General features: G+C 66.9%; 19 protein-coding genes. 7 read left to right on the top strand and 12 right to left on the bottom strand.

Annotated features, from left to right (window positions below; translation table 11 throughout):
• Positions 1 to 24: 24 nt before the first annotated feature.
• The 6 genes from E1264_RS10110 to E1264_RS10085 form a co-directional block, all read right to left on the bottom strand.
• Positions 25 to 693, bottom strand: coding sequence for a GAF domain-containing protein (locus tag E1264_RS10110; RefSeq protein ID WP_132171959.1), 669 nt, complete (start codon positions 691 to 693; stop codon positions 25 to 27).
• A gap of 17 nt (positions 694 to 710) precedes the next feature.
• Positions 711 to 1,343: an ATP/GTP-binding protein gene (locus E1264_RS10105; protein ID WP_132171957.1), complete on the bottom strand. Its 633-nt coding sequence runs from the start codon at positions 1,341 to 1,343 to the stop codon at positions 711 to 713.
• Entirely contained in the window at positions 1,340 to 1,723 is a 384-nt protein-coding gene (locus E1264_RS10100; RefSeq protein ID WP_132171955.1) for a DUF742 domain-containing protein, read from the bottom strand. Before E1264_RS10100 ends, E1264_RS10105 begins: the two co-directional genes overlap by 4 nt.
• Positions 1,713 to 2,213 (bottom strand): roadblock/LC7 domain-containing protein, encoded by a 501-nt coding sequence (locus tag E1264_RS10095; RefSeq protein WP_132171953.1) that lies wholly within the window; start codon positions 2,211 to 2,213, stop codon positions 1,713 to 1,715. Before E1264_RS10095 ends, E1264_RS10100 begins: the two co-directional genes overlap by 11 nt.
• Positions 2,214 to 2,286: 73 nt before the next feature.
• Complete coding sequence (locus E1264_RS10090; RefSeq protein WP_165964103.1) at positions 2,287 to 3,720, bottom strand: ATP-binding protein; 1,434 nt, start codon at positions 3,718 to 3,720, stop codon at positions 2,287 to 2,289.
• 149 nt (positions 3,721 to 3,869) lie between these two features.
• Complete coding sequence (locus E1264_RS10085) at positions 3,870 to 4,706, bottom strand: SAM-dependent methyltransferase (protein ID WP_132171949.1); 837 nt, start codon at positions 4,704 to 4,706, stop codon at positions 3,870 to 3,872.
• 318 nt (positions 4,707 to 5,024) lie between these two features.
• On the opposite strand from E1264_RS10085, the gene E1264_RS10080 reads away from it, so the two are divergent.
• Positions 5,025 to 6,296, top strand: a complete 1,272-nt coding sequence (locus E1264_RS10080; protein WP_132171947.1) for a helix-turn-helix transcriptional regulator — start codon at positions 5,025 to 5,027, stop codon at positions 6,294 to 6,296.
• Entirely contained in the window at positions 6,293 to 6,775 is a 483-nt protein-coding gene (locus E1264_RS10075) for a GNAT family N-acetyltransferase (protein WP_207935829.1), read from the top strand. The genes E1264_RS10080 and E1264_RS10075 overlap by 4 nt, the downstream gene beginning before the upstream one ends.
• 143 nt (positions 6,776 to 6,918) lie before the next feature.
• Here the strand turns inward: E1264_RS10075 and E1264_RS10070 are convergent, their stop codons facing one another.
• The 5 genes from E1264_RS10070 to fxlM form a co-directional block, all read right to left on the bottom strand.
• Positions 6,919 to 9,018 (bottom strand): thiopeptide-type bacteriocin biosynthesis protein, encoded by a 2,100-nt coding sequence (locus E1264_RS10070; RefSeq protein ID WP_243710845.1) that lies wholly within the window; start codon positions 9,016 to 9,018, stop codon positions 6,919 to 6,921.
• A 23-nt stretch (positions 9,019 to 9,041) separates the two neighbouring features.
• A complete protein-coding gene (locus tag E1264_RS10065) occupies positions 9,042 to 10,283 on the bottom strand; it encodes a lanthionine synthetase C family protein (protein ID WP_132171943.1) in 1,242 nt (413 codons plus the stop codon).
• 1 nt (position 10,284) lies between these two features.
• Positions 10,285 to 13,356: a lantibiotic dehydratase gene (locus E1264_RS10060; protein WP_132171941.1), complete on the bottom strand. Its 3,072-nt coding sequence runs from the start codon at positions 13,354 to 13,356 to the stop codon at positions 10,285 to 10,287.
• A gap of 70 nt (positions 13,357 to 13,426) precedes the next feature.
• Positions 13,427 to 13,627 (bottom strand): FxLD family lanthipeptide, encoded by a 201-nt coding sequence (locus E1264_RS10055; protein ID WP_132171939.1) that lies wholly within the window; start codon positions 13,625 to 13,627, stop codon positions 13,427 to 13,429.
• Positions 13,628 to 13,641: 14 nt separating this feature from the next.
• Entirely contained in the window at positions 13,642 to 14,937 is a 1,296-nt protein-coding gene (gene fxlM, locus E1264_RS10050) for a methyltransferase, FxLD system (protein WP_243710844.1), read from the bottom strand.
• 523 nt (positions 14,938 to 15,460) lie between these two features.
• Here fxlM and E1264_RS10045 point away from each other — a divergent pair.
• The 5 genes from E1264_RS10045 (at position 15,461) to E1264_RS10030 (ending at position 19,938) form a co-directional block, all read left to right on the top strand.
• Entirely contained in the window at positions 15,461 to 16,849 is a 1,389-nt protein-coding gene (locus E1264_RS10045; protein WP_132171937.1) for a Tat pathway signal protein, read from the top strand.
• Between the two features lie 30 nt (positions 16,850 to 16,879).
• Positions 16,880 to 17,353 (top strand): SAM-dependent methyltransferase, encoded by a 474-nt coding sequence (locus E1264_RS10040; RefSeq protein ID WP_132171935.1) that lies wholly within the window; start codon positions 16,880 to 16,882, stop codon positions 17,351 to 17,353.
• Positions 17,354 to 17,529: 176 nt separating this feature from the next.
• Positions 17,530 to 17,904, top strand: a complete 375-nt coding sequence (locus E1264_RS43245; RefSeq protein WP_165964102.1) for a hypothetical protein — start codon at positions 17,530 to 17,532, stop codon at positions 17,902 to 17,904.
• Positions 17,811 to 18,323: an ATP-binding protein gene (locus tag E1264_RS10035; RefSeq protein ID WP_132171933.1), complete on the top strand. Its 513-nt coding sequence runs from the start codon at positions 17,811 to 17,813 to the stop codon at positions 18,321 to 18,323. Before E1264_RS43245 ends, E1264_RS10035 begins: the two co-directional genes overlap by 94 nt.
• 220 nt (positions 18,324 to 18,543) lie before the next feature.
• Positions 18,544 to 19,938 (top strand): ATP-binding protein, encoded by a 1,395-nt coding sequence (locus E1264_RS10030; RefSeq protein ID WP_165964100.1) that lies wholly within the window; start codon positions 18,544 to 18,546, stop codon positions 19,936 to 19,938.
• A 354-nt stretch (positions 19,939 to 20,292) separates the two neighbouring features.
• On the opposite strand, the gene E1264_RS10025 is transcribed toward E1264_RS10030, so the two are convergent.
• The coding region (locus E1264_RS10025; protein ID WP_165964099.1) for a BTAD domain-containing putative transcriptional regulator at positions 20,293 to 20,929 on the bottom strand (637 nt) is incomplete at its 5' end.

Raw genomic sequence — 20,929 nt, 5'->3', positions numbered from 1 at the left:
CCGGGTGATCGGGCCCGGCAGACCTCAATCACCCCGGATGCGGGTGGTATCCGAATCCAGGGTTGGATCCCGGCCGCTGGGCGGGTTGCTGCTGGTGTGTTCCTCGCCGGACCGGCCCGGTCGAGGAAGCGCGGTGCGCTGCTCGATGAGCCTCATCAGGCTCGCGCCGCGTTCCTTGATGAGGGCGAGGGAGGCGTGTTCGGTCTCGTCGGGCATCCGGTGGTCGCCGATGACGCACACGGTGCCAAAGACCACGCCGCTGTGCTGGTCGACCAGCGGGGCTCCGGCATAGGTGCGGATGCCGATCGCGTCCACGACGTGATTGGACGCGAAGCGTGGCGCGGCGAGCACGTCCGACAGCACCAGCGCCCGGCCCCGGTCGGCGACCTCCGGGCAGAACCCGTGGTCGCGGCTCATGGTCCGACCCACCGGCGGTTTGCCGGGCGGATTGTGCAGACCGGCGAACACCTGCTCGGTGCTGATCAGGTTGACCATCGCGTACAGGCTCTCGGCGACCTCGCCGAACTCGGCGGCGAACCGTGCCGCCACCTCGGCGGCGAACTCGTCGAACTCGTCGTCCTGCTCCAGCCCGGCGAGCCCGAGACCGGTCAGCAGACGGGCCCGCTGCCGGATCGCCGCGTCCCGCGCCGCCCGGTCGCCGACGTGCAACCCGAGGTAGGAGTCGTAGCTCAAGGTGCTGCTCCCTGGAGTCACGAGTGGGCCGCCCGACGGTCGGCCGGTTGATTCGGTGAAGGGGATGTGAGGCAGGCCAAGGCGTGACGGACGAGGGTTTTCAGCACAGTGAGGGTCGAGCCGAAGTCCCGGGCGTCGCAGTCCACGACCGGCACCCGCTCGGGCAAATCCAACGCGTTACGGACGTGACCGGTGGTGTAGCGGTCGGCGCCGTCAAAGTGGTTAAACGCCACCACGAATGGCGTGCCACGTTCCTCGAAGTAGTCGATGCTGGGGAAGCTGTCGGCCAGGCGGCGGGTGTCGGCCAGCACTACTGCACCGACCGCACCCTGGCTCAGGTCGTCCCACAGGAATCGAAACCGGTCCTGGCCCGGCGTGCCGAAGAGCTGGAGCATCATAGGCTCCGGGACGGTGAGGGTGCGGCGGCCGTGGTCCAGCGACACCGTGGTGGTCACCTTGCCGTGCACACCGTCCAGGGAATCGATCGGCTCCCCGGCCTCGGTCAGGATCTCCTCGGTCGTCAGTGGCTCGATCTCGCTGATCGAACCGATCAGTGTGGTCTTCCCGGCCCCGAAGCCCCCGGCAACAACGATCTTGAGCGCCAGGTGCGCGGCCGCGCCGGGTCCGGGTTGGGTGGTGGGCGCGGTCATGTGGCGTCCAAGGCGGTCAGGCCGGCGAGCACGTCCTCCAGCAGGTGGCGACTGGGGTAGTTGAGGTCGGCGTGGGGGTGGGCGGCCAGCGCACCCTGGTCGATCAGATCCGACACGATGATCTTGGTGACCAGGGCGGGCTGCTTGATCGTGGCCGCGACCTCGGCGAGCGTGCGTTGCTGCTTCCGGCACAGCAGCAGCGCGTGGGCGGCCTCGGGCTGCAGCGTCCCATCGGGCACGGGCTGGGTGGTGGCGGTCAGCACCGTGTCGAGCTCGGTGCGGTGCCGAGGGCGGGTGCGGTTCCCGGTGACCATGTAGGGCCGTACGACATCGGGGACGTCCTGGGTGATCCACGTCCGACCCGGCGGTTCACGCCTCATCGCCGGGTCCAGCGTTGACGCTGCCGTCAGCGGTGGCGGTGCGGGTTGTGGTGCCCAGATGCCTGGCGACGCTCTTGATCAGGGCGGCCATCTCGTTGCCGACCATGCGGGTGTCGACGTCGGGGGCGGCCAGCACGGTCAGCAGAGTTCCCGCGACGGCGGTGTCGCCAGTCGTGCCCTGCTGGGTGTTCATCACGAACACATACCTGCGGCTCAGCTGGACGATCACGAGTTCGACGTCGCCGCCCGGCGGGTCGATGATGTTTCCTCCGGCCTTGCCAGCGGAGTTCTGCGTTGTGGCGACTGCGGCGAGATGTGCGGACTTAGCCTCGGATAGTCCGGCCGACGCCAGCGGCAGCCCGTCCAGGGTGCCCAGCACCCCGGCGTCGACGCCGGGCACCTCCTCCAAGAAGTTGACCAGCAACCACCCCAGGTCACCGGTGCCGCTGCGCGGCTCGGCAGGGGTGATGGAGGGCGGAGGACTCGTCATCGTCGTCCCTTCTCTTCTGTGCTGATGTCGCGGCAGATCCGCAGGACGGCCTTGGGGCGGATTCGGGAGCAGGTCAGTTCGTAGCCGGATCGGGAGGCGGGTCGGAAGATGTGTCTAGGAGCGGCGGCTTTCCGCTCGCATGGCCGTCGGCACGGTCGGCCGGATCGTGGGCACCTTGCAGGAACGCGGCTGCGGCCCCGGCATCAGCACCGGCACCGGTGGCGGTGCTGCTGGCGGGCTCGTTGGTGGTGTCGGACCCGCCCGTCGCCTGGAGTGCTCCGGCCCGCCGGTGCGCCCCGGCCCTCCGGGGAAGCGGAGGAAGACCCCCATCCGGTTCAGCCGACGGTTCGGTCTCGGGCGCCGACATTCGCCCGGAACGGGACGCCAGGTCGGCGCGGTGAAGAAGCGCTTCGGCAGCCTCGACCGGCTCGACGGCTGCAGTTGGGGCTGAGCCCGTCAGGGGAGCGAGCGTCGGCTCGGTCACTGCCTCGACCGCAGCGTTGGATACATCTGCAACCACCCGCGCGGCGGCCGGTGCAGCGGCCACCGGCGGCAACTGCGGCTCCGGCAGCAGCGCTTCCGGCACCTCCACCACGGCCCGCGTTCCACCACCGGAGCGCGGGTGTAGCACCACTCGCACGCCGTGACGCTCGGCGAGCCGCCCCACCACCATCAACCCGATCGGCCCATCGACGATCTGCTCGCGCAGGTCGGCCGAGTCCGGCTCGGTCAGCAACCGATTCAACGCGGCCCGCTCGTGCTGGGCTACCGGCAGCCCCCGGTCGGCGATCTTGATGCTCAGTCCCGCCGAAGAAGTCGGCACCACGGTCACCAGCACCTCGGTGTCCGGGGGCGAGAACCGGGTCGCGTTCTCGATCAGCTCGGCCAGCAGCAGGGTGATCTCGGTTGCGGCATCCCGCGGCAGCTCCACCTCGACCCCCGGCGGCGGAATCCGCACGCGCGAGTAGTACTCGACCTGTGAGGCCGCCATCCGCAGCACCGTCGCCAACGGCAGCGGCTCCGGCAGTTCCCGCGGCCTGACCCCGCCGAGTACCGCGATCCGCTCCAGCCCCCGCAACGTCCGCATCGCCAGATGATCGATCTCATACAGGCGGCGCAGCAGCGCCGGATCCTCCACGCCCTTCTGCGTCGCATCCAGCACCATCAACTGCCGGTACACCAGTTTGTGCAGCGGACGGCCGATGACGTCGAGCACTAGCCGCTCGCCCACCTCGCCGTTCGGCCGTCCGATCGGCGCCTGCAGCTCGCTGGCATCCCTACGGCGACGCACCTTCGCATCGATCACTGCGGAGATCCGATCGGCGGTGTCGTCGTAGGCATCGGCCTGGCTGAATGGTTGGAACCAGCAGGCCCCGGTGTGCTCGTGCCCGCGATAGAGCCGCGGCCAATGCCAGAGCAGCTCGCCGGGGTTATGAGGGCTCGGCAGCAGCACCACCAACCGGCCCGCGATCGGGATCACGTCCATGCGCTGCGCGGCGACTGCCATCGCGCCCGCAGGGCTCCCCACGTGGGGTGCGGCCGAGGCGCGTAGCCCTCGGGCGGTAAGACGGTCGGCCAGCTCGCGTGCGTGGTGGAGGGCCTGCCCGAACGGGTCATCGGCGCCGGGCCGAACGAGTGCCTGAGACATACGAGGCGTCATGGCAACACTCCAACGCCGCACCACAGGTCCACCTCGGTGGGAACCGGCCACGGGCTGGGCTCCGGACGCCACGACGGCGCGGCCACCAGCCCAGGTTCGATCATCATCAGATCGGTGCAGAACGCCTCAAGACCAGCAGGGCTACGCACGCGGGGCGGCCCAGGGCGAGCATCGGCGCACATGCTCCCGAGCACGGCGAGTTCGCGGTCGTGCTCGGCGGTCAGATGGCAGAACGCGATGTGGCTGCCAGCCGCCAACGCCTCCCGCAAGGCCGACAGAGCCACGACAGCCTGGGGATCGTCCAGGACGTCCAAGCTGTTGATCAGCAGCACAGCGATCGGACGATCGAAGTCCAAGCTCGCTGCCGCGCCGTCCAGCATCGCGCGGGGATCCTCCAGCCCCGCGCTGACGAAACCGCAGGTGTCGGCGTCGCCTGTGAAGAAGATGCTGGCGTAGAGCATCGCCAGCTCGTCGGCGTCGGCGTACACCACCTGGGCGCGCGGGTTGATCGAATGAGCGATGGCGTGGACCTCGTCGCGCATCGGCATGTCGACGCCGGCGACCAACACCTGGTCGATGCCGTATTCGCCGACCAGGGTTCGGACCGCACGAGAACGGAACGTGAGGCGATGCCGCGCCAGCGACTCGATCTGCGGGAAGTGCGCCGCAACGGTTTCGCCGAGGGTCCGGTCCGCCAGGTCGTAGTTCTTCCCGCCGCCCCACAGGTTCCACAACCGCGCCATCGCGGCGCGCGAGAAGTCGTAGGCGCTGCGATCATGTCCGTCGGCACCGACGTTCGTGCCGCGATCGAAGGCCCTCTTGCCGCCGGTCAACGCGCACCCCCCAACACGCGAGTCCTCCCTTGCCGGTGACCGGGGAGTCGATGAGGGGACCCTTCGACCATGCCGACGACGCGGAGCGTCTCGTTCGGCCCGCACTGGGCGGGGGCCGGAGCGCTTACGAGAACGGCAGGCCCGGCAGCGAGGGAGGGTGCGGAGGAAGGTGACACCACGATCAGGAACTCTTCTCGTCCGGCGAAGGTTCGTACGTCCCAAGTCAAATGAGTGCGGACACTATGAAAAAAGGGGAGGATGAGTAGGGCCTGGGGGAGGAATTCCCTCCCCATCACGGTCCTATGGGGAGGTGCGCTCGTGTCCGCCGACAGGGTCCGCATCGGCGTGCGGTTGCGCGAAGCTCGCGAAAAGCAGAAGACACGCGACGGTGGCCACTGGTCCCGGGCAGAAATGGCACGACGGCTCCGCGCCGCGGCCACCGAGCGGGCCCGGCAGCGGCTGCCGGGGGTGACGAGTCTCGCGTCCATGATCAAGGATTGGGAGAACGGGAAGTACGCTCCCAAAGCGGACTACCGGCACCTGTATTGCCGGGCGCTGGGTATGAGCGAGCAAGAACTCTTCGGCGACGAAGACCTGATGCCCCCGGAAAGGGTCGCGCATCGCGGACGTGATGAACTTCGCCGAGGTCTTGACGACGTGCTCTCCTCCGGAGCCATGTCAGCTGCTGCCCTGGAGAGTTGGGAAGAGACCGCCCTGCGCTATGGCATAGCGGCCCGTGAGCAGCCACCGGCGCGAGTGGCGGCAGATCTGGAAGACGATCTGGAGGACATTCGCGCCGGGCTTGGGAGGTATCGCTCGGTCTCGACATTGCGGCGGTTGACGCGGATCACCGCGCAGATGTCGGGGCTGATGTGCCTGACCCTCATCAAGCTGGACGAACGGCTCGTGTTTCGCCGTTGGGCCCGGACTGCACGCATCGCCGCAGTAGAGGCCGGGGACTCGTCGATGCGCTCATGGGTCCTGGCGCAGGAGGCGTACGGGCACTTCTACAACAACGACCTCATCAAGGCAGTCGCTGTGGCGCAGGACGCTCAGAGGATGGCCGAGTCCTCGGTCGGTGCCGTGCTGGCGGTGGCGCTGGAGGCACGCGCGCATGCCGCGCTCGGGCCGGAGCGTAGTGAGGAATGCCGCACCGCGCTTCGCCGCGCGGAAGACAAGCTCGGTGCTCTTCCGGACGAGGCGATCAACAGCTCGGCGTTCGGCTACAGCGAGGCGCAGCTGCGCTTCCACGAAGGCAACGCTCTGACCTACCTGGGGGACTCCGACGCGGCGTGGGCTGCTCAGCGACAGGCCCTGGCTTTGTGTCCGGCCCATGACTTCACCGACCGCACCTTGATCCAGCTTGACCGCACCCTCTGCCTAACCAAGGACGGCGATATCACTGAGGCCTTGGCCTGCGCCGTTGCGGCGCTGACCCCGCTCACTGAAGCGCAGCGGCAAGGCATCATCAGCCTGCGCGGACACGAAGTGTTGGGCACCATCAGTGATTCCCAACGCCACCTACCCGCCGCGCAACAGCTTCATGAGCTACTGACGTCGACCCCCGAGACGAGGAGGCACACCACGTGACGGTGACCGTGGCCGCAGCAAGCTCTGAACACGTTCCGGCGATCCTCGCTCTGCTGGAAGAGATGGACCAGTTCTACGGTGACACCACCAAGGGGTCATCCGAGGAACGCGCCCGCCAACTGCGCGATGCCCTGTTCGGCGACCCGCCGGCGGCGCACGCGCTAGTCGCCGTTGACGGTGAAGAGTTGGTGGGGGTCGCGTCCTGGACCTTCCTGTGGCCGGCGGTTGGACTCACCCGCAGCCTGTATCTCAAAGAACTGTACGTGGCCCGCTCTCGCTGGCGCTCTGGAGTTGGCACCGTGCTTATGCGCGCCATCTTCGAGGTTGCCGCCAAGCACCAATGCAGCCGTGTCGAATGGACCACCGACGTGGACAACCACAACGCCCAGCAGTTCTACGCCGAGCTCGGGGTCCAGCAACTTACGTCTAAGCTCTTCTTTCGAGCGGACGCCGCAGCGATCGAGCGCGGCCTCAAGTAGGCGGCAATGCCCTCGCTGCCTTCGTTCGTTCTCTAGTCTCAGTCATAAGTCGGCTCCCGGCTCGGCAGCGAGAGCATATGGCGCCCCACAATCGCGCTGCCACGGTGCTTTCTGCGGCGCGTGGATTCGCGATGACTGGGGCATCATCCGGTGAGAGCGTCTTGAAGCACCTCGCCAGCTGTCTCGAGTGAATCTGTCAGATCTGCTAGAAGGGTGGGCTCAATTCTTCCTCGTCCGAAGGCGGCGCGTTCGACGAGCGCTGTGAGAGCGGTGCCTTGGGCAGAGCTAAGACCTTCCTTGTTGGGGTGTTTCAGTACTTCTCGGGCGGCGAAGGCGTCGCCGGATCTAGAAGCGGCTTGGGCCACTTCGGTGTACAGGAGGTCCGACTGAGCGGGGTCGAGCTCGGCGGCGAGGTCGACCGCGGCCAGGCCCAGCCGGGTCTGGGTCATCGCTCTCTTTCGGTCCGGTCGCTGGACGGTGTGGCGGGCGGTGATCAGCAAGGAGGGGAGGATGCTGGGGTCCGGGCGCCCGGAGGCGATGTCGACGAAAACGCGAAGGCAGTGCGCGGTCGCTTGATCCCAAGGGGTGCTGAGGTTGGCGGTTGGGATGGTGGACTGTGCGGCGTCGAAGTCACCGTTCAATGCCTGGCTGATGATCGTCATTTGGGTGGCTTCATCGATCCCTTCGCCGGGCATCGCGTGTTCGGTGGCGTTGCGGGCTGCTCGCTGCCATTGCCGGGCGGCTACCAGGGCCCGGGTGCCATCCTCGCGAAGCACGGTCCTGAGCCACGGGGACACGTGGGCGCGGGCGGCGGTGGAGGTGGTGAAGCCGTCGAAGCTGATCGGCGTGCCGTGGACGTCGACGTCACCGCCGTGCTGAACCGCGACTTGGAGTCGGTGGAGGGTCTGGTAAGCCCGTTCCGGATTGCGGGCGCGAAGGTCTAGGCGGGCGAGGTTCACGATGGGCTGGAGTGCGGCGATGGCCGTGCGGCCGGACAATGGCCAGGCTGATTGAAAGATCTGGAATTGCTGTTCGCACAGTTCGATCGCCAGGTCGGTGAGCGCGCAGTCGGAGGCGATGAGCGCGGCCAGGTTCCAGGCTGTGCAGGCGAGGTCGATCCGTTCTTCCGCCTTGGCCGGTCGGTGGCAGGTGGAGGCGGTGTTGCTCACCTGTCGTAGGCGGTCTTGGAGGCTTGTGGCGCGTGGTCTGGACTGGATGATCAGGGGGAATCGGCCTGCGATGTGGGTGAGGTCGGTGGGAGCGCTTGCCGGGGATTTGGTAGTGCGGTGGCCTGGGCCGGGCATGGCCGCGGATGGTGGCCCAAGGATCGCAGCTCGGGCGGCCCAGGCCAGGATGCTTTGCTGGCGGGCGGGGAGTCCGAGACGGTTCCAGTGGAAGATGACGTGGTAGCTCAGGACGTCCCGGAGTCCTCGCTGGAGCCTTCCGGATCGGGCGCAGGAGCCCAGAGTCTGCCCGGCGAGGCGGAAGGACCCTGCCCACCCCGCGACTTGGGCGAGTGGGCCGTTGGTGTTGACGAGCGCTCCGGCCTCCGTGGTGTCGGTGAGCATCAGCGTTCGGAGGCTGTCGGCCATCGCGTCGAGTTTGCGGGTGGGGACGTCGGAGGGAATGGGGCGCTCGTGGGCGACCCGGTGCCAGACGTCGCCTTGCTCGTACCATTCCATCCCGGCCGAGTTCATCAGCGTGCTGCACAGAAGGAGAGATAGTTCGCGACGTCCGAGCCCGGTGTTGTTTCCGGTGAGGAGCCGCAAGATGGCTCGGCTGTCGTCGTAGAAGAGTTGGTGCGCGGCGGCCATGCCGTCTTCGCCGCCGAAGGCAGCGGCCTCGGCCTCGTACACACCGGGCCACCAGCTGTGGATCGCCTTCCGCTCAGTGAGGTGGTCGAGCGCGGTCCCGATCGGGTTCTGGCGGGGATTGGCGGCGGGACCGGGGATGAGGCGTAGCCTCCAGCAGGGATGCTTGCGCATGAACCACCAGGTGCTGATCAGTCGATCGGCTTCGGCCTGGTGCAGGAGCGGAGCGAGGTGGCTCACGGCGTTGTGTTCGCTGGCATCCCAGTCGGGGAATCGGACGTAGATTTGTCGCCAGCTGGCCGCCTCCTGTTCGGAGAGGGCCTGTCGTCCACCCAGCCGGTAGATTTCGACGGCTTCGGCCAGGTCGGTTCGCTCCAGGTCGGCCGCAGTGGCCGTCTCGGCGAGGGAGGCGCCGGCCAGTACGGCGATCACGGCTTGTTCGGTGGGTGACCCGACTAGCTGATCAGCAGGCATCTGTCCCATCCCGAGGTAGGTGCGGTGTCGCTGGCGGCGGTGGTGAGTGCGAGGGCGATCCCGGCATTGCCTTCGAGGAATCCGCTGTCCCGCGCCGCGTTGGGGATCAGGTATTGGCCAAGGCGGTCGGCAAGGGCGGGGAGACAAGCGGCGAGGGCGGGTTCTGTGGCGTCTTGGGCGGTGCGCCAGGTGGTCTGGTAGAGCCCGGAAAGGCCATGACAAATGCCGGGGTCGGTGATCTTGGCTTGCTGGGCCGGATCGTGGAGGCAGCGTAGGAGCGCTTGTTCGTAGCTGCGTTGGAGATCGGGATCTGTGGTTGCCAGGGCGGCGAGTTGTCCGGCTCGGGCAATCCCCGGGGTGCCGTAGCACCAGCTCGGCCGGTTTGGCCCGAGCTGGTTGGGACGGTGGGCTCGCAGTTCCGCGAGTGTGATCCACTCTGGCCACCATGGGCCCTCGTCGGATTCCTGGCGCCATTCGTCCAACCAGGCTGTGATGCAGTGGATGGCGTTGAAGTGGCCATCGACCATCACGCCACGTCGTGCGGCGTGGCTGAGCAGGGCCAACGGACCGGTGATCCCGTGGGCGAATCCGAAGTTGCCGTGACCGGTGCGGAATTGCGGAGACTCGCGACGGTGTGGATCGTGTCCGACCCACCAACCGGGGACGCCGCGGTTGTCCGGCCCGGGCAAGGGGCGGGTGAGGGAAACCAGGTAGGTCAGTACCCGCTCCATGGCACTGCCGCCGGGATCGCGCCTTAGTAGTAGGGCGCCGATGCCCGTCAGGCCGAAGAAGACGTCGTACTCGTGGAATCCGGGGAGTTCTCCGCGCTCGGCTCTTGCTAGGGCCGAGTCGACGCGTTGATGGGCGAGTGACGCCACGTGTCGGTCGACGTCAGCGAGGCCGTTCTGGTAGCGGCCTTGTGGCCCGCCGGCAGTGTCGAGTACGAAGGCGATGGCAGGGGCTCCGAGGTAGAGGCTCGCAGTGTGGGACGCGCTGACCTCTCCGCTGGCGGCGTGAGAGATCCAGGTGTGTGCCTGCCGCCAACTTCCCTGGCCGGAGTGGGCGCGTTCGATATGAAGCAGGGCGGTTCCAGCGGCTCCTTGGTTGAGGGCTTGGGCGAGCCAGGGCTGGTCGGTCGGCGAAGGTTCGGGTGAGGCTAGGTGCGCGGCGTATTGGTCGGCGGCGTCGGCCAGGTCGGGGCGGGTCGTGGTGAGGGCGCTCACGTCATCGCTCCTTGTGGGAGGCCGTGTGGCGGAGCGCGCAGGTCCGTACGAGCCGGTTGGTGATCCGCTCTTGGTCTGTGTCGACACCGACGGCGCGGTTGTGGTGCAGGTGCAGCAGGGAGTGCAGGACGCGGAGGGCGTCACGTTGGTCGTCGAGCTGCTTGCGGTAGGACGCGAGGACGGCGCCGCGCCGACCCCAGCCCGCGGTCAGCTCGGAGCCGCCGGGAAGGGCTTGCAGGTTCGGCCATTGGCGGTCGGGGTCAGCCAGGGTGAGGGCCAGGTCGCGAAGTTCGGGGTCGAGGCGGCCGTGCTGTTGAGGTAGCTCCCCGACGAGCCAGCGCAGGCCCTCGCCTGGGACTCCGGTGAAGCTGATCGCCAGGTCGACCATGCTGGCTGCGGCGAGCGCCTGCGGCCGGATACTCGCCTTGGTGGCGGTGATGATCTGGGTGATCGCGGCGCGGGAATCGGCGGCGAAGACCTGGAGGGCGGCGTCCATTGCCGCGCCGTGGCCGTAGCGGCCGGTCTGGGGTTGGTAGGTGGCGAGGGTGATGTGGGAGATGAGGCGTTCGCGGCGCAGGTCGGCTGCCCAGTCGCTGACCTTCTCGGCGGCGGTGCCATAGGCCGTGGGCGTTGAGAGGGGAAGGTAGAGGGCGAGGTACGGGTCGACCTCGGGACGCCGCATCTCACGGTGTCGCCGGAACCACCAGGGTGGCGGGTCCTGGCCGAAGGCGCTGATGAGATTGCCCGTGTGTTCGGTCAGCAGTTCATCGAAGCGCGCTGGGTGACCATGGATCTGCACGTACAGAACGGCCGATCGTCCCGGTAAGGCTTCGTTCTCGGGCGGGGAAGAGTGCCGGTGGCTGGGCGGTCGTACGGGTTCGGTGGCCCTGGTGAATGGGATGACGATCTCGTGAGCGCGACCGAGCCATGCCAGCTCGTCGGGCGCGGAGGTCTCGCGAAGTTCGAGTCGGCCGGCGTTGTGCAGGCGGGTGCGTAGGAGCAGCAGGTGAAGCTGGTGGCTCAGGTCGACGGGTTGCCGCCGGTCATGGTCGATCATCGCGACGTGTTCGGGCACTCGCCACCGTTCTCGCCAGGCGTCGAGGCACTTGTTCCACTCTGCTGTTGGGACGTTGGGACCGGGTAGATCATCTGCGGAGAGCAGCCACCGTGCCGGGGCGAGGATGGTACGCCGGAAGCGGACGCGGGGCAGGAAGGGCATCTGGGCGGCGACGCCGAAGTGGAATGCCTTATACACCGCGCACCGGGAGGTGGAGATCTCGGCGAGGAACCGTGCGAGGGGTGGGGTATGGATCCCGGCTTCCAGCGCGTGCGCGACGCGCGGCTCGACAATCTGGCCGGTGGATATCCGCACGAGGTGAAACCGATCCTTGTCCGCCGTGACGGCGAGGTCAGTCACGGAGATTTGGTCGTTCCCACAGGCGCGATGCTCTCCAAGTGCGATCACGGTGGGAAGAAGCTGCTGGGTGCGGGTGATGTTCTCGTTGCGGCGCTTTCGCGGCGGGAAGGTCAACTGCGCAGCGACCCTGTCCGGCCCGGCTGCCGCGAAGCTCAGTGCAAGCAGGTCCCTGCTGTCGCGAGGCAGCAGGTGGGCATGTCTGCCGATCATGCTGCTGCCCGGTCGAGGAGTGCCGGTCACCCTCAGCAAGAACCGCCCGCGTCTCAACGCCTCCAGCGACGCGGCGCCCACCTCCACCGCAATCTCGACCCGCGACGGCAGGCTCACCCCCGCGGGTTGGCCGGACGAGAGCTGCTCGATCACCTGGTCGGTCAAGACGATCTCGTCTTCGCCGCCCATCGTGGCCTTCTGGATCAGCGAGAGAATCCGCTCCTCGCGCTCGGTCACGGCCCGAACGGCACGTCCCCACGGAGAGCCGAGATACTCCGCTGGCAGCCCAAGGCCGCTATCGGCGACTAAGTCCAGGACCGGTACCACAGCTCCCGTTCCGTACCGGGCCAAGAACCGGGTGTGGTAATCGCGCCAGGCCGGATAGCCGAACGGATACGGGGACAGCCGGTAGAGGACGTCAACAGCGTCACGGGCTTCCCGAGCCACCTGTTCGGGAAGCTGCACTTCGCAGTCCAGGACCGTGTCGATGGCCAGCGGCATGGAGGCCACCTGGCTTACGGTCTTCATCTCCGCCGTCACGCTCGCCCATGGTGGCTCGATCGCCGGGCTGTTCACTGAGATTGCCCGATGTGTCCTGGACAAGGTGTCCACCAGACCACTGGTCGCCGAGACGTCGTCGGCCCCTGCGGCTCGGAGCTCGTTACAAGCGTGGCCGAGGGCGTCCGTACAGGTCATGGGGGCTCGAAGACTGCTGATCAACACGTTCTGATCCAGCAGGCCGATCAGCATGGCCTTGATCCGTTCACCGCTGGCGGCGGGGAACTCATCGGCGAGCCGGGCGGTGAGCTCGCCGAATGCGACGGGTCGGCGAGCTGCTTCCACTGCGGCGCGCACCGGTCGACTGTGGCGCACCGACACCTCGACGGGGGCCAGGTCCTGGACCGCACCGTCGGGTGCTGGCCCGGGGACGACGAGCCGTCCGCCACGCACGTACCCGGCGTTGTTGGCGATCACCGGCAACCGTGCCAGCAGTTCCGGATCCTTGTGCAGGGCAGCGAGCACGTCGCCGATCCAACTCGCGTCGGCGCGGACCACCGCCTGGTGATCGTGCCTCCAGGACACCGCAGGCGAGCGACCGAACCGCGCCACAGCCACGCCCGCGAACAGGCCGAACGGGGTGGGACGGCGGCACCACCTCAGCAGGTACGACGCCAGAGCGATCACCATGCGGCGCGCCTGCCGCGGATCGGGATGTTCGCTGGAGGAGAGAGCGTTGATGGCCTCGATCAGCGCAGGGCTCGCGGCGGCCACGGCAGCGTGGACCTCGGGCCGGTGAGTAACTTGAGACAGCCAGGCGACCGCATGGGCGGCAAACTCCGGATCGTCGGGGTCGAGGTCGGCTGGCAGGTCCAGCCCGCCCGGGTCGGTGCTCGCGCGCAGCAGGGCTGCACCTGTCCATCGGTAGACCGCTGATCGTTCCGCCACTTTCCCACCTCCCAGGCTTCACCGGCGACAGAGCTGCCGGCACGCCGCGCGGCGTGCCGGCAGCTCTCAGTCAGGACGGGTCGTCGAACGTGGAGTTGCACGTGCTGTCGTTGCCTGCGCAGGTGTTGCCGCACCCATCGTCGGTCGGGCAGTTCCCGCGGGCCGCCGGAGCGTAGGCGACGAGCACTCGCACGTCGAGGTCGAACTCGTCCTCCTCGACAGGCCGCTCGGCCAGCGCCGTGGCGGCACCCGAGGTCTGGCCGTGGAGCATGCTGACCACTCTCCTCACTTAACGGGGGGTTGCAGAAGCCCCTGGCCGGCTATGGCGGTCGCCGTCTGCGGCCAGGAGATCGAGACCCGGCTATGCGCCTTGTCCACGACGCGTCCGTGGGGCAGCTGGTCATCGGGCGTGCCAGCCGGGTAGATCCGGTACTGCGGGCCAGGGCCTCTGCGGTAATCGCGGCTCCAGACCCGCAACTGCTCAGCCACCGACTCAGCGAGCCGAGCGGCGTCGGGGCCGTACGCGTGCACGCCGTACTCCAGCGCCTTGTGACCGTCCTCGGTCGCCGGCCGGGTCGTCAAGTAGGCGAGGTTCCCGGCGTCGTCGGCCACGGCCATCGCCGAAGAGGCGTTGCGCGGTGCGACCACGCCGGTGTCGCGGTCCTGATCGACCAGGACCATGCAGAAACCGGGGAAGGCGGTGGCCAGCCACATCTGCAGGGTGTCCAGGAACTCGCCGAGACCGATGTAAGCGCCGCTCCAGACCTCTACTCGCGGGGTGTCGAACACACCCGCGAAGAGGCTGGGGTCAAGGTCGGTCCCGTCGTCGAACCGAAGGGTGACCTCGCCGTCGCGCATCACCAGCAGCTTGGCCTGGTGAGCGCCCGCGCCCTGCACGGCCACGAACCCGAACATCTTGGATGCCGTGCTGACCAGGTACCCGTCGGCGTCCTCGAAGGTAATGACCCGGTGCAGACCCCGGATGCGCAAGGCCGTGCTGATGCGGCCGCCCTCGGCCAGCTGCGCCGGCCAGGCGGGCGGGATGTCCCACGCCCCCATCGTGACCAGGATCCTGTCGTAGGGTGCGTAGGCGGGCACACCGGCCTCAGCGTCACCGAGAACGACATTCACCTGCGAATACCCGGCTTCATCGAGCATCCGGCGGGCCCGGTCGGTCACCTCCGGGTCGATGTCGACCGTGGTGACCGTGCCGGACGGGCCGACGAGTTCAGCCAGCAGCGCCGCGTTGTACCCGCCACTTCCGATCTCCAGAACGTTCATGCCCGGCACGATCGCGGCCTGCTCCAGCATGAACGCCTGGACGTGCATGTCGGAGACCGAGCTCAGGGCGTTGCCCTCCTCATCCCTCTTGGTGACGACCGCCCGGAACGGCTCGTACGCCTCCTCAGGCGACACTTCAGGGATGAACAAGTGACGGGGCACCGTCCGCATCGCGGTGGCGACGGCATCCGAGACGATCGTCCCGTTGCCGATGAGCTGTTCCACGGCCCGGGCGCGCCAGGCGGCGCTCTGGTCGCCGCTGGCCTCGCCGGTTCCGATGCTGTCCCTGGGCTTGGTCACGAACGTTTCCCATCTGCTGCTCGGATGCGGTGTGAGTAGATCTCGCTGTGCATGGCCGAAGCCCGACGGCTGCACATCAGAGCACTACCGGACCTCGACCCGCCCACCACAGCCTGTCCGAGAGGGCGAGACTTCACCTCGGAAATCGGCCTACGGGCGTCTCAAAGCTGTGGAAGGTCGACACGTCAGGCTCATCTCGCCCTCTGGGTGCCCTGTCGAAGAAGTCGCTCAAGTGGCGCCTTCTGCGCGCCCTGTCGATCACCGCCACCATCAGGCTTTACCTCCGGGTGCTTGCCGCATGGGAGGTCTTCAAGAGACCTGCCACTTCTCCTTGTTATGGAACACGCTGGGAAGAGCGTGGTCAGGGTCCGACGGCGGTGTAACTGGTCAAAGTGGTCAAAGATCGCCAGCTGCTCGGAGCTCCTACATGACCAAGCGCCGAACAATTCCCCACTGGACGGATTACTCTGCCTTCTAGGTTGGTCAAACTGATCAATGATCCGTTGCGGTGCAGGGGTGGCCCATGACACGCACGCGAAACGAGCGGCTTGCGGCACTGCTGACTGAAGCTGGCTGGTCCAGGGCACAGGCGGCCTCGGCCTACAACAACATCGTCCGCCAGACCAAAGACCGTTCCTGCACGATCATCGGTCGCTCCCACATCAGCATGTGGGTAGGGGGAACCCGGCCCACCGGCAGAGCCCCGATAATCTTGTGTCAGGCACTGTCCCGTCAGCTCAAGCGTGAGATCACGCCGAACGATCTCGGGTTCGAAGTCCCCAACGCACCGCCTTCGGGCCACGCGCAGTGGAGTGTTGACCCCCTGGTGACGCTGACCGACCTGGGGAGAATGGACTTGGACCCCGAGCGCAGAAGCCTCCTGACTGGCGCCGTCTACTCTGCGGCTGCACTGGCCGTACCGAATGAGGCGACCTGGCGGGCCCTGGCCGCTTCGACCAACGCCCAAGACCCGCGGACAACCCAGCGGGTCGGGCGCGGGGACGTGATGGCCGTACGTCAGCTCACCGTCGCCTTCTCGCAGCTCGACCAGCGACGCGGCGGCGGGCATGGGAGAACTGCTGTCGTCCAGTACCTCAATTCCGACGTCGCGGCATTCCTGCGCGGCACGTTTCCCGACGCAACCGTCCGCCGGAACATGTATTCAGCAGCGGCCGAACTGGCCTATCTCGCAGGATGGATGGCCTTCGACAATGCCGAACACGCACTAGCGCAACGCTACTTCCAACTCGCTCTCACCCTGGCCGGCTATGCGGAGAATGAGCCACTGAGTGGGCACATTCTTCGCGCTATGGCACACCAAGCGATTGATCTCGGCTACTACAAGCTGAGCCTGGAACTGTCCACGGAATCCATGAAAGGCCAACGGTATCTGTCGGCGACACCCCGAGAACGAGCTCTGCTCGGTGTCGTGCATGCCCGAGGCCTCGCGGTGAACAACGGCGGGGGCAAAACCGCGAAAGCGCTCCTGAAGGCCGAAGATGATCTGCGAGCGGCCGGCGACGGGATCGAGGAACCTCACCGGACCTTCTTCTTCGGCGAAGCCTCCCTGGCACACGAGACCGGCTGCGCGCTACGCGACTCGGGCGACCATCAGGGCGCCATCCACGAGCTCCAGCGCAGCGTACGGACGCGGGGCTCGGCCTTCAAACGCACGCACGTCGTCACACTCGGATACCTCGCAGCGGCTCAATGTGGCTCCGGGAGAGTGGAGGAGGCGTGCAAAACCTGGGCCCAGGCGCTGGACGCCCTCGAAGACGGCATCTACTCGGGCCGCGCACGGCAGACCGTGCTGACCATGCGCGAACAGCTCTCCCCATTCAGGCACCGAGGCATCCCGATCGTCGCCAAGCTCGACGCCCGTGGCGCCTCCTACCTCGCGCAAGTAGATTGAGCCCGTCCGGCACCGGAACGAAGGGACGTCATGGCACAGCCGCTGGAGATACGGCCGATCGGTCATGTCGTCGGAGGCCGCACCGAGCCGACCGATGATCATTGGGGCGGTGCTGCCGTCATCCGTCTCAATTCCGACTTCCCGGCGGAGGTCGTCCAGGGGCTGGAGGAGTTCTCTCACCTGATTGTGGTCTGGCACTTCGACAAGGCCTCACCCGACGATGTTGCGCTCCACGCCAGAAGCCCTCGCAACGACCCCAAATGGCCCCCCAGCGGAACGTTCGTCCACCGCAACCACAGGCGACCCAACCAACTCGCCCAATCATTCCCGCGCCTCCTGAAGGTCGACGGGCTCGACCTGCACGTCGCCGATCTCGACGCCATCGACGGGACGCCGATCTACGATCTGGCGCCCTACTTCGCTGAGATGGGCCCCCGAGGCGAGGTCCGGGAGCCGAGCTGGCCCGGGGAAATGCTGGCCCAGTACTGGCAGGACGAAGCCTAAGAAGATCATTCCTCGCAAGCGGACGCCCTAAGGGCGCCACCGTCGCAAGTCGGCCGGCGAGCCTAACGCCCAGTCCTCTCAGCTTCAAGCGAGCACGCTGCTCACCGAACATTGACCACTTTGACCATCCGCGGCACCGGCACCGTGTCGTGTGACCCGTCTTTGTGGAGTTTCCTGTGGCAGGAAACGAACCCGACGCAGTGTGGCCAGCCGATCGCATTCTGACCCTGCCGCAGTGCGCCGAACTGGTGACGGCCTCCGAGGACCCGGCGATGACGACGCAACAGGCGCAGGCAGTTCCGCAGTACTGGCATCTGGTTCATCCGGCCACCCAGCTGGGCGACTACCAGGGCGTTCACATGGCCGGGGACGAGACGCCCGGGCGGCTCTGTGCCCGCGTGGGCGAAGAGCGCGTCCCGGCCGTCGTTCTCGAACGCGGCTCCGCCTTGATCTCCAAATGGGGCCGCCGCGACGCCTACGAGGCACCCAGCTCGGATGTCACAACCGCCGCACCGCACATCGTCACGCTGCTCGCGGAGCGATGCACATGACCCGGCGACGTCGGACGGCCCGATTCCGTCGCAACCCGTCCTCCGTACCCAGGGCCCGGACGTGGCTAAAAGATCAGTTGACCACCCTCACACCCGCCCCCGGAGCCGAGGTAGTCGACAAGGCTCTGCTGGGTCTCTCCGAGATCGTCACCAACGCGGTCGAGCACGGGGCGGGACGCCACATCACGGTGGCGTGCACTGTGATCGATGACCGCATGACGATCGAGGCCCTGGACGGCGGAAAGAATGGAAAGCTCCCCGCCGTCCAGAGCCTCCCACGCAACGGAGCAGAGCACGGCCGAGGACTGTTCCTCCTCGATGCGCTCTCGGACGGCGACTGGGAGTGGGACACCCTGATAGCTGGCCGGACACGGGTCCGCTTCCACCTCCGCCTTGTTCCCGACCCACACCTGGCATGAGGAACACGAACCTCCGTCACGCTGCGGGCGCAACCGCGGCAGGCCTGACGCTGGCGAAGTCGCTACCAGGATCACGTTCGAGTCGTGCGGGCGTGCCCGTGGGACGACCTTCGCGTGCCCGTCCTGCGCTTACGACCATCCTGCGTCCCTGCTGCTCCCTGCGGCCCAACTCGAAGTACCTGTCCCCACCAGCACCAGCATGAGGCGTACATTTTCGGCCATGTTTCGATCGCCGCGCCTCGAGGCGCTCTTCGGCAAGCGCATCGACCTGCTCACCTTCGCTGACGTACAGGCCCTTGTAGGGCGAGACGAGGCGACCGAGGCTGCAGACCTGGACTACAAGGAACTCGTCCACGCCAAGAACGATGAGCAGAAGGTCGAGTTCTGCAAGGACGTCGCTGCCATGGCCAACGACCGCGGCGGAGTCCTCATGATCGGCATCAAGGAGGACGGGCAGCGCGCCGTTCCCGCAGTGATCACAAAGGTCGACGTAACCGATGCTGAGCAGCGCCGGCTGTATGCCGTGCTGTCGAACATTGCGCCGTGGCCTCTGCCTGTTGACATCCTCGCGGTGGAGGATCCGAGTGACCAGGGCCGCGGCGTCCTGCTGGTCACTGTTGAACGAAGCGCTTTGGCGCCGCACGCCATCTTCGACAACCGTCAGAAGGAGGGGTGGCTGCGCTACCCCATTCGTGCGGGTGCCTCCACCCGCTGGATGCAGGAGCCTGAAGTTGCCACGCGGTACAGGGCCAGGTTCACCGAGGCCCGCGGCCTTGCCGAGCGGCTCGACGCCGTTGAGGAAGAGGCATTCGTTGCCTACACCGATCTCTTCCCGATGACAGAGAGTATCAAAACGCTCGAGCTCCAACTCTGGCGGCCTATCATCCCTGTGTTGTCGATCGCACTTGTACCGGAGAACCCAGGAAGCCTTCGCATTAACAGAGAGGTCTACCAAGATTTCCAGATGGAGGCGCACTCCTCGAAGACTATTCACGGCGACGTGTTCTTTTCGCAGGCGCGTGTTGCTGCCGGGAGACTGGTTGCCATTAGTGGTGGGGGCAGTTCCCCGAACCGTTATGCGGAGTTCCATGCTGATGGATCGGGCGCGCTGCTCATCCACCTCGAGCCGTCCGTTCTCCAGAAGGCGGGAAAGAGGGAGATCCTGCCGATATCTCTTCCCTATGTCACGCTTCTGCTGCTGTCAGGACTTCTGCTCTTGGGCAAGCACAGCCGCGATCGCACCAGAGCATCCGGGGCCGTATCCATTCGCTTTCGCCTCGTGGCCGACGTCGGGCTGGTCCGGAGCTTCCCTGTCTGGGTGACAGCTAGATCGGAGCAGCTTCCCCTTGAGATCCAGGACGGGAATGGTTGGGGGACGGGCCATCGGACGGAGGAAGCCCACGGCGCTGCGACCGCCTTTGTCGACGACATCGCAGAGGAAGGCCACGAACTGCTGTCTGTAGGATCTCTGCTTGCGGACCAGGCAGTTCATGCCTTCGGTCTCCCGGAAGTGCCGCTGATCACACCGGACGGGGAGTTGGTGCCCGCAGCGTGGGGACGGCTCCGGGGTGAGATCACTGAATGGGGAACGCGAGTCGGCCTATTGAACACGTGATCCTTCCAGCTTTCTATTGGCGTCATAGCCCGATGCCCTTCATGGGGTTGTGCTGCCACTGGTCGATAGCGCGGATGTAACCGAGCGCGACCGGGGGCTTCTCTGACCACTGGCCAGGGGCCGGTGATGACGGAGACCGGCATGCGGGCGGCGTACGCAGCCGTTGCGGCACCGGGCCGGATGGAGTGCCCGGTGTACTCCTCTGCGTACGGCAGCTCGGCCAGCACGGCCCGATCTCAGACGACGCCGGATACGGATTTGCCGGTGAAGCGGTCACGTGGCTGGTCGGCGACGCCCGGCTCGGTACCGATGCGGCCATGCCTTTCAACGGGCTGCAGCTCGCCGGCAGCGAGATTAGTGAGGTTGGCGGATGTTAGCCAGTAGTTGGTGGGTTTGGTCGTCGGGTTCGGTGTCGAGGTCGGTGAGGCGATTGGTGAGGAGCTGGTATGTGCGTTTGGCGGCGTCTGGGTCGCCGAGTTCGGCTTGGAGCTGCATCAGGTTGCGGTACAGGTGTTCGGCGTAAGGGTCGTGGGAGATGGCTTGTTCGAGTGTGGTTAGAGCTTGTTCTGGGTGGTCGGGTTGGAGGAGCCGGCAGAGGCGGGTCAGGGCGTCGGTGACGGCTCGGCGGAGGTGTTCGCGGTGGTTTTCGGCCCAGTCGTGGGTGAGGTCGGTGGCGAATTCGGCGGTGTAGAGGTCGGCGACTGGTTTGAGGGCGGTGAGGCGTTCGGTGTCGGTGGTGGCGTGTCGGGCGTGGGTGAGTGCGGCGTTGAGGCGTTGTTCGTCGATGTCGATGAGGTCGGGGTCGAGCTGGTAGCGGCCTGCGGTGCGGATGACGTACATGGGTTCCCGGAGTCCGGTCGCGGTGCGGAGCGTTTTGCGGATGTTGGCGACGGCGGTGTTGAACTGGGTGGTTGCGGTGTCGGGTTGGTGGTCGGGCCACAGAGCGGCGATGGCTTGGTCGCGGGTTACGCCGCTGGGGTTGAGGGCGAGG

Source organism: Actinomadura sp. KC216 (assembly GCF_004348535.1).
Classification (GTDB): domain Bacteria; phylum Actinomycetota; class Actinomycetes; order Streptosporangiales; family Streptosporangiaceae; genus Spirillospora.
Note: the sequence above shows the minus strand (reverse complement) of the source record. Positions and strands in the feature narration are given on the sequence as shown.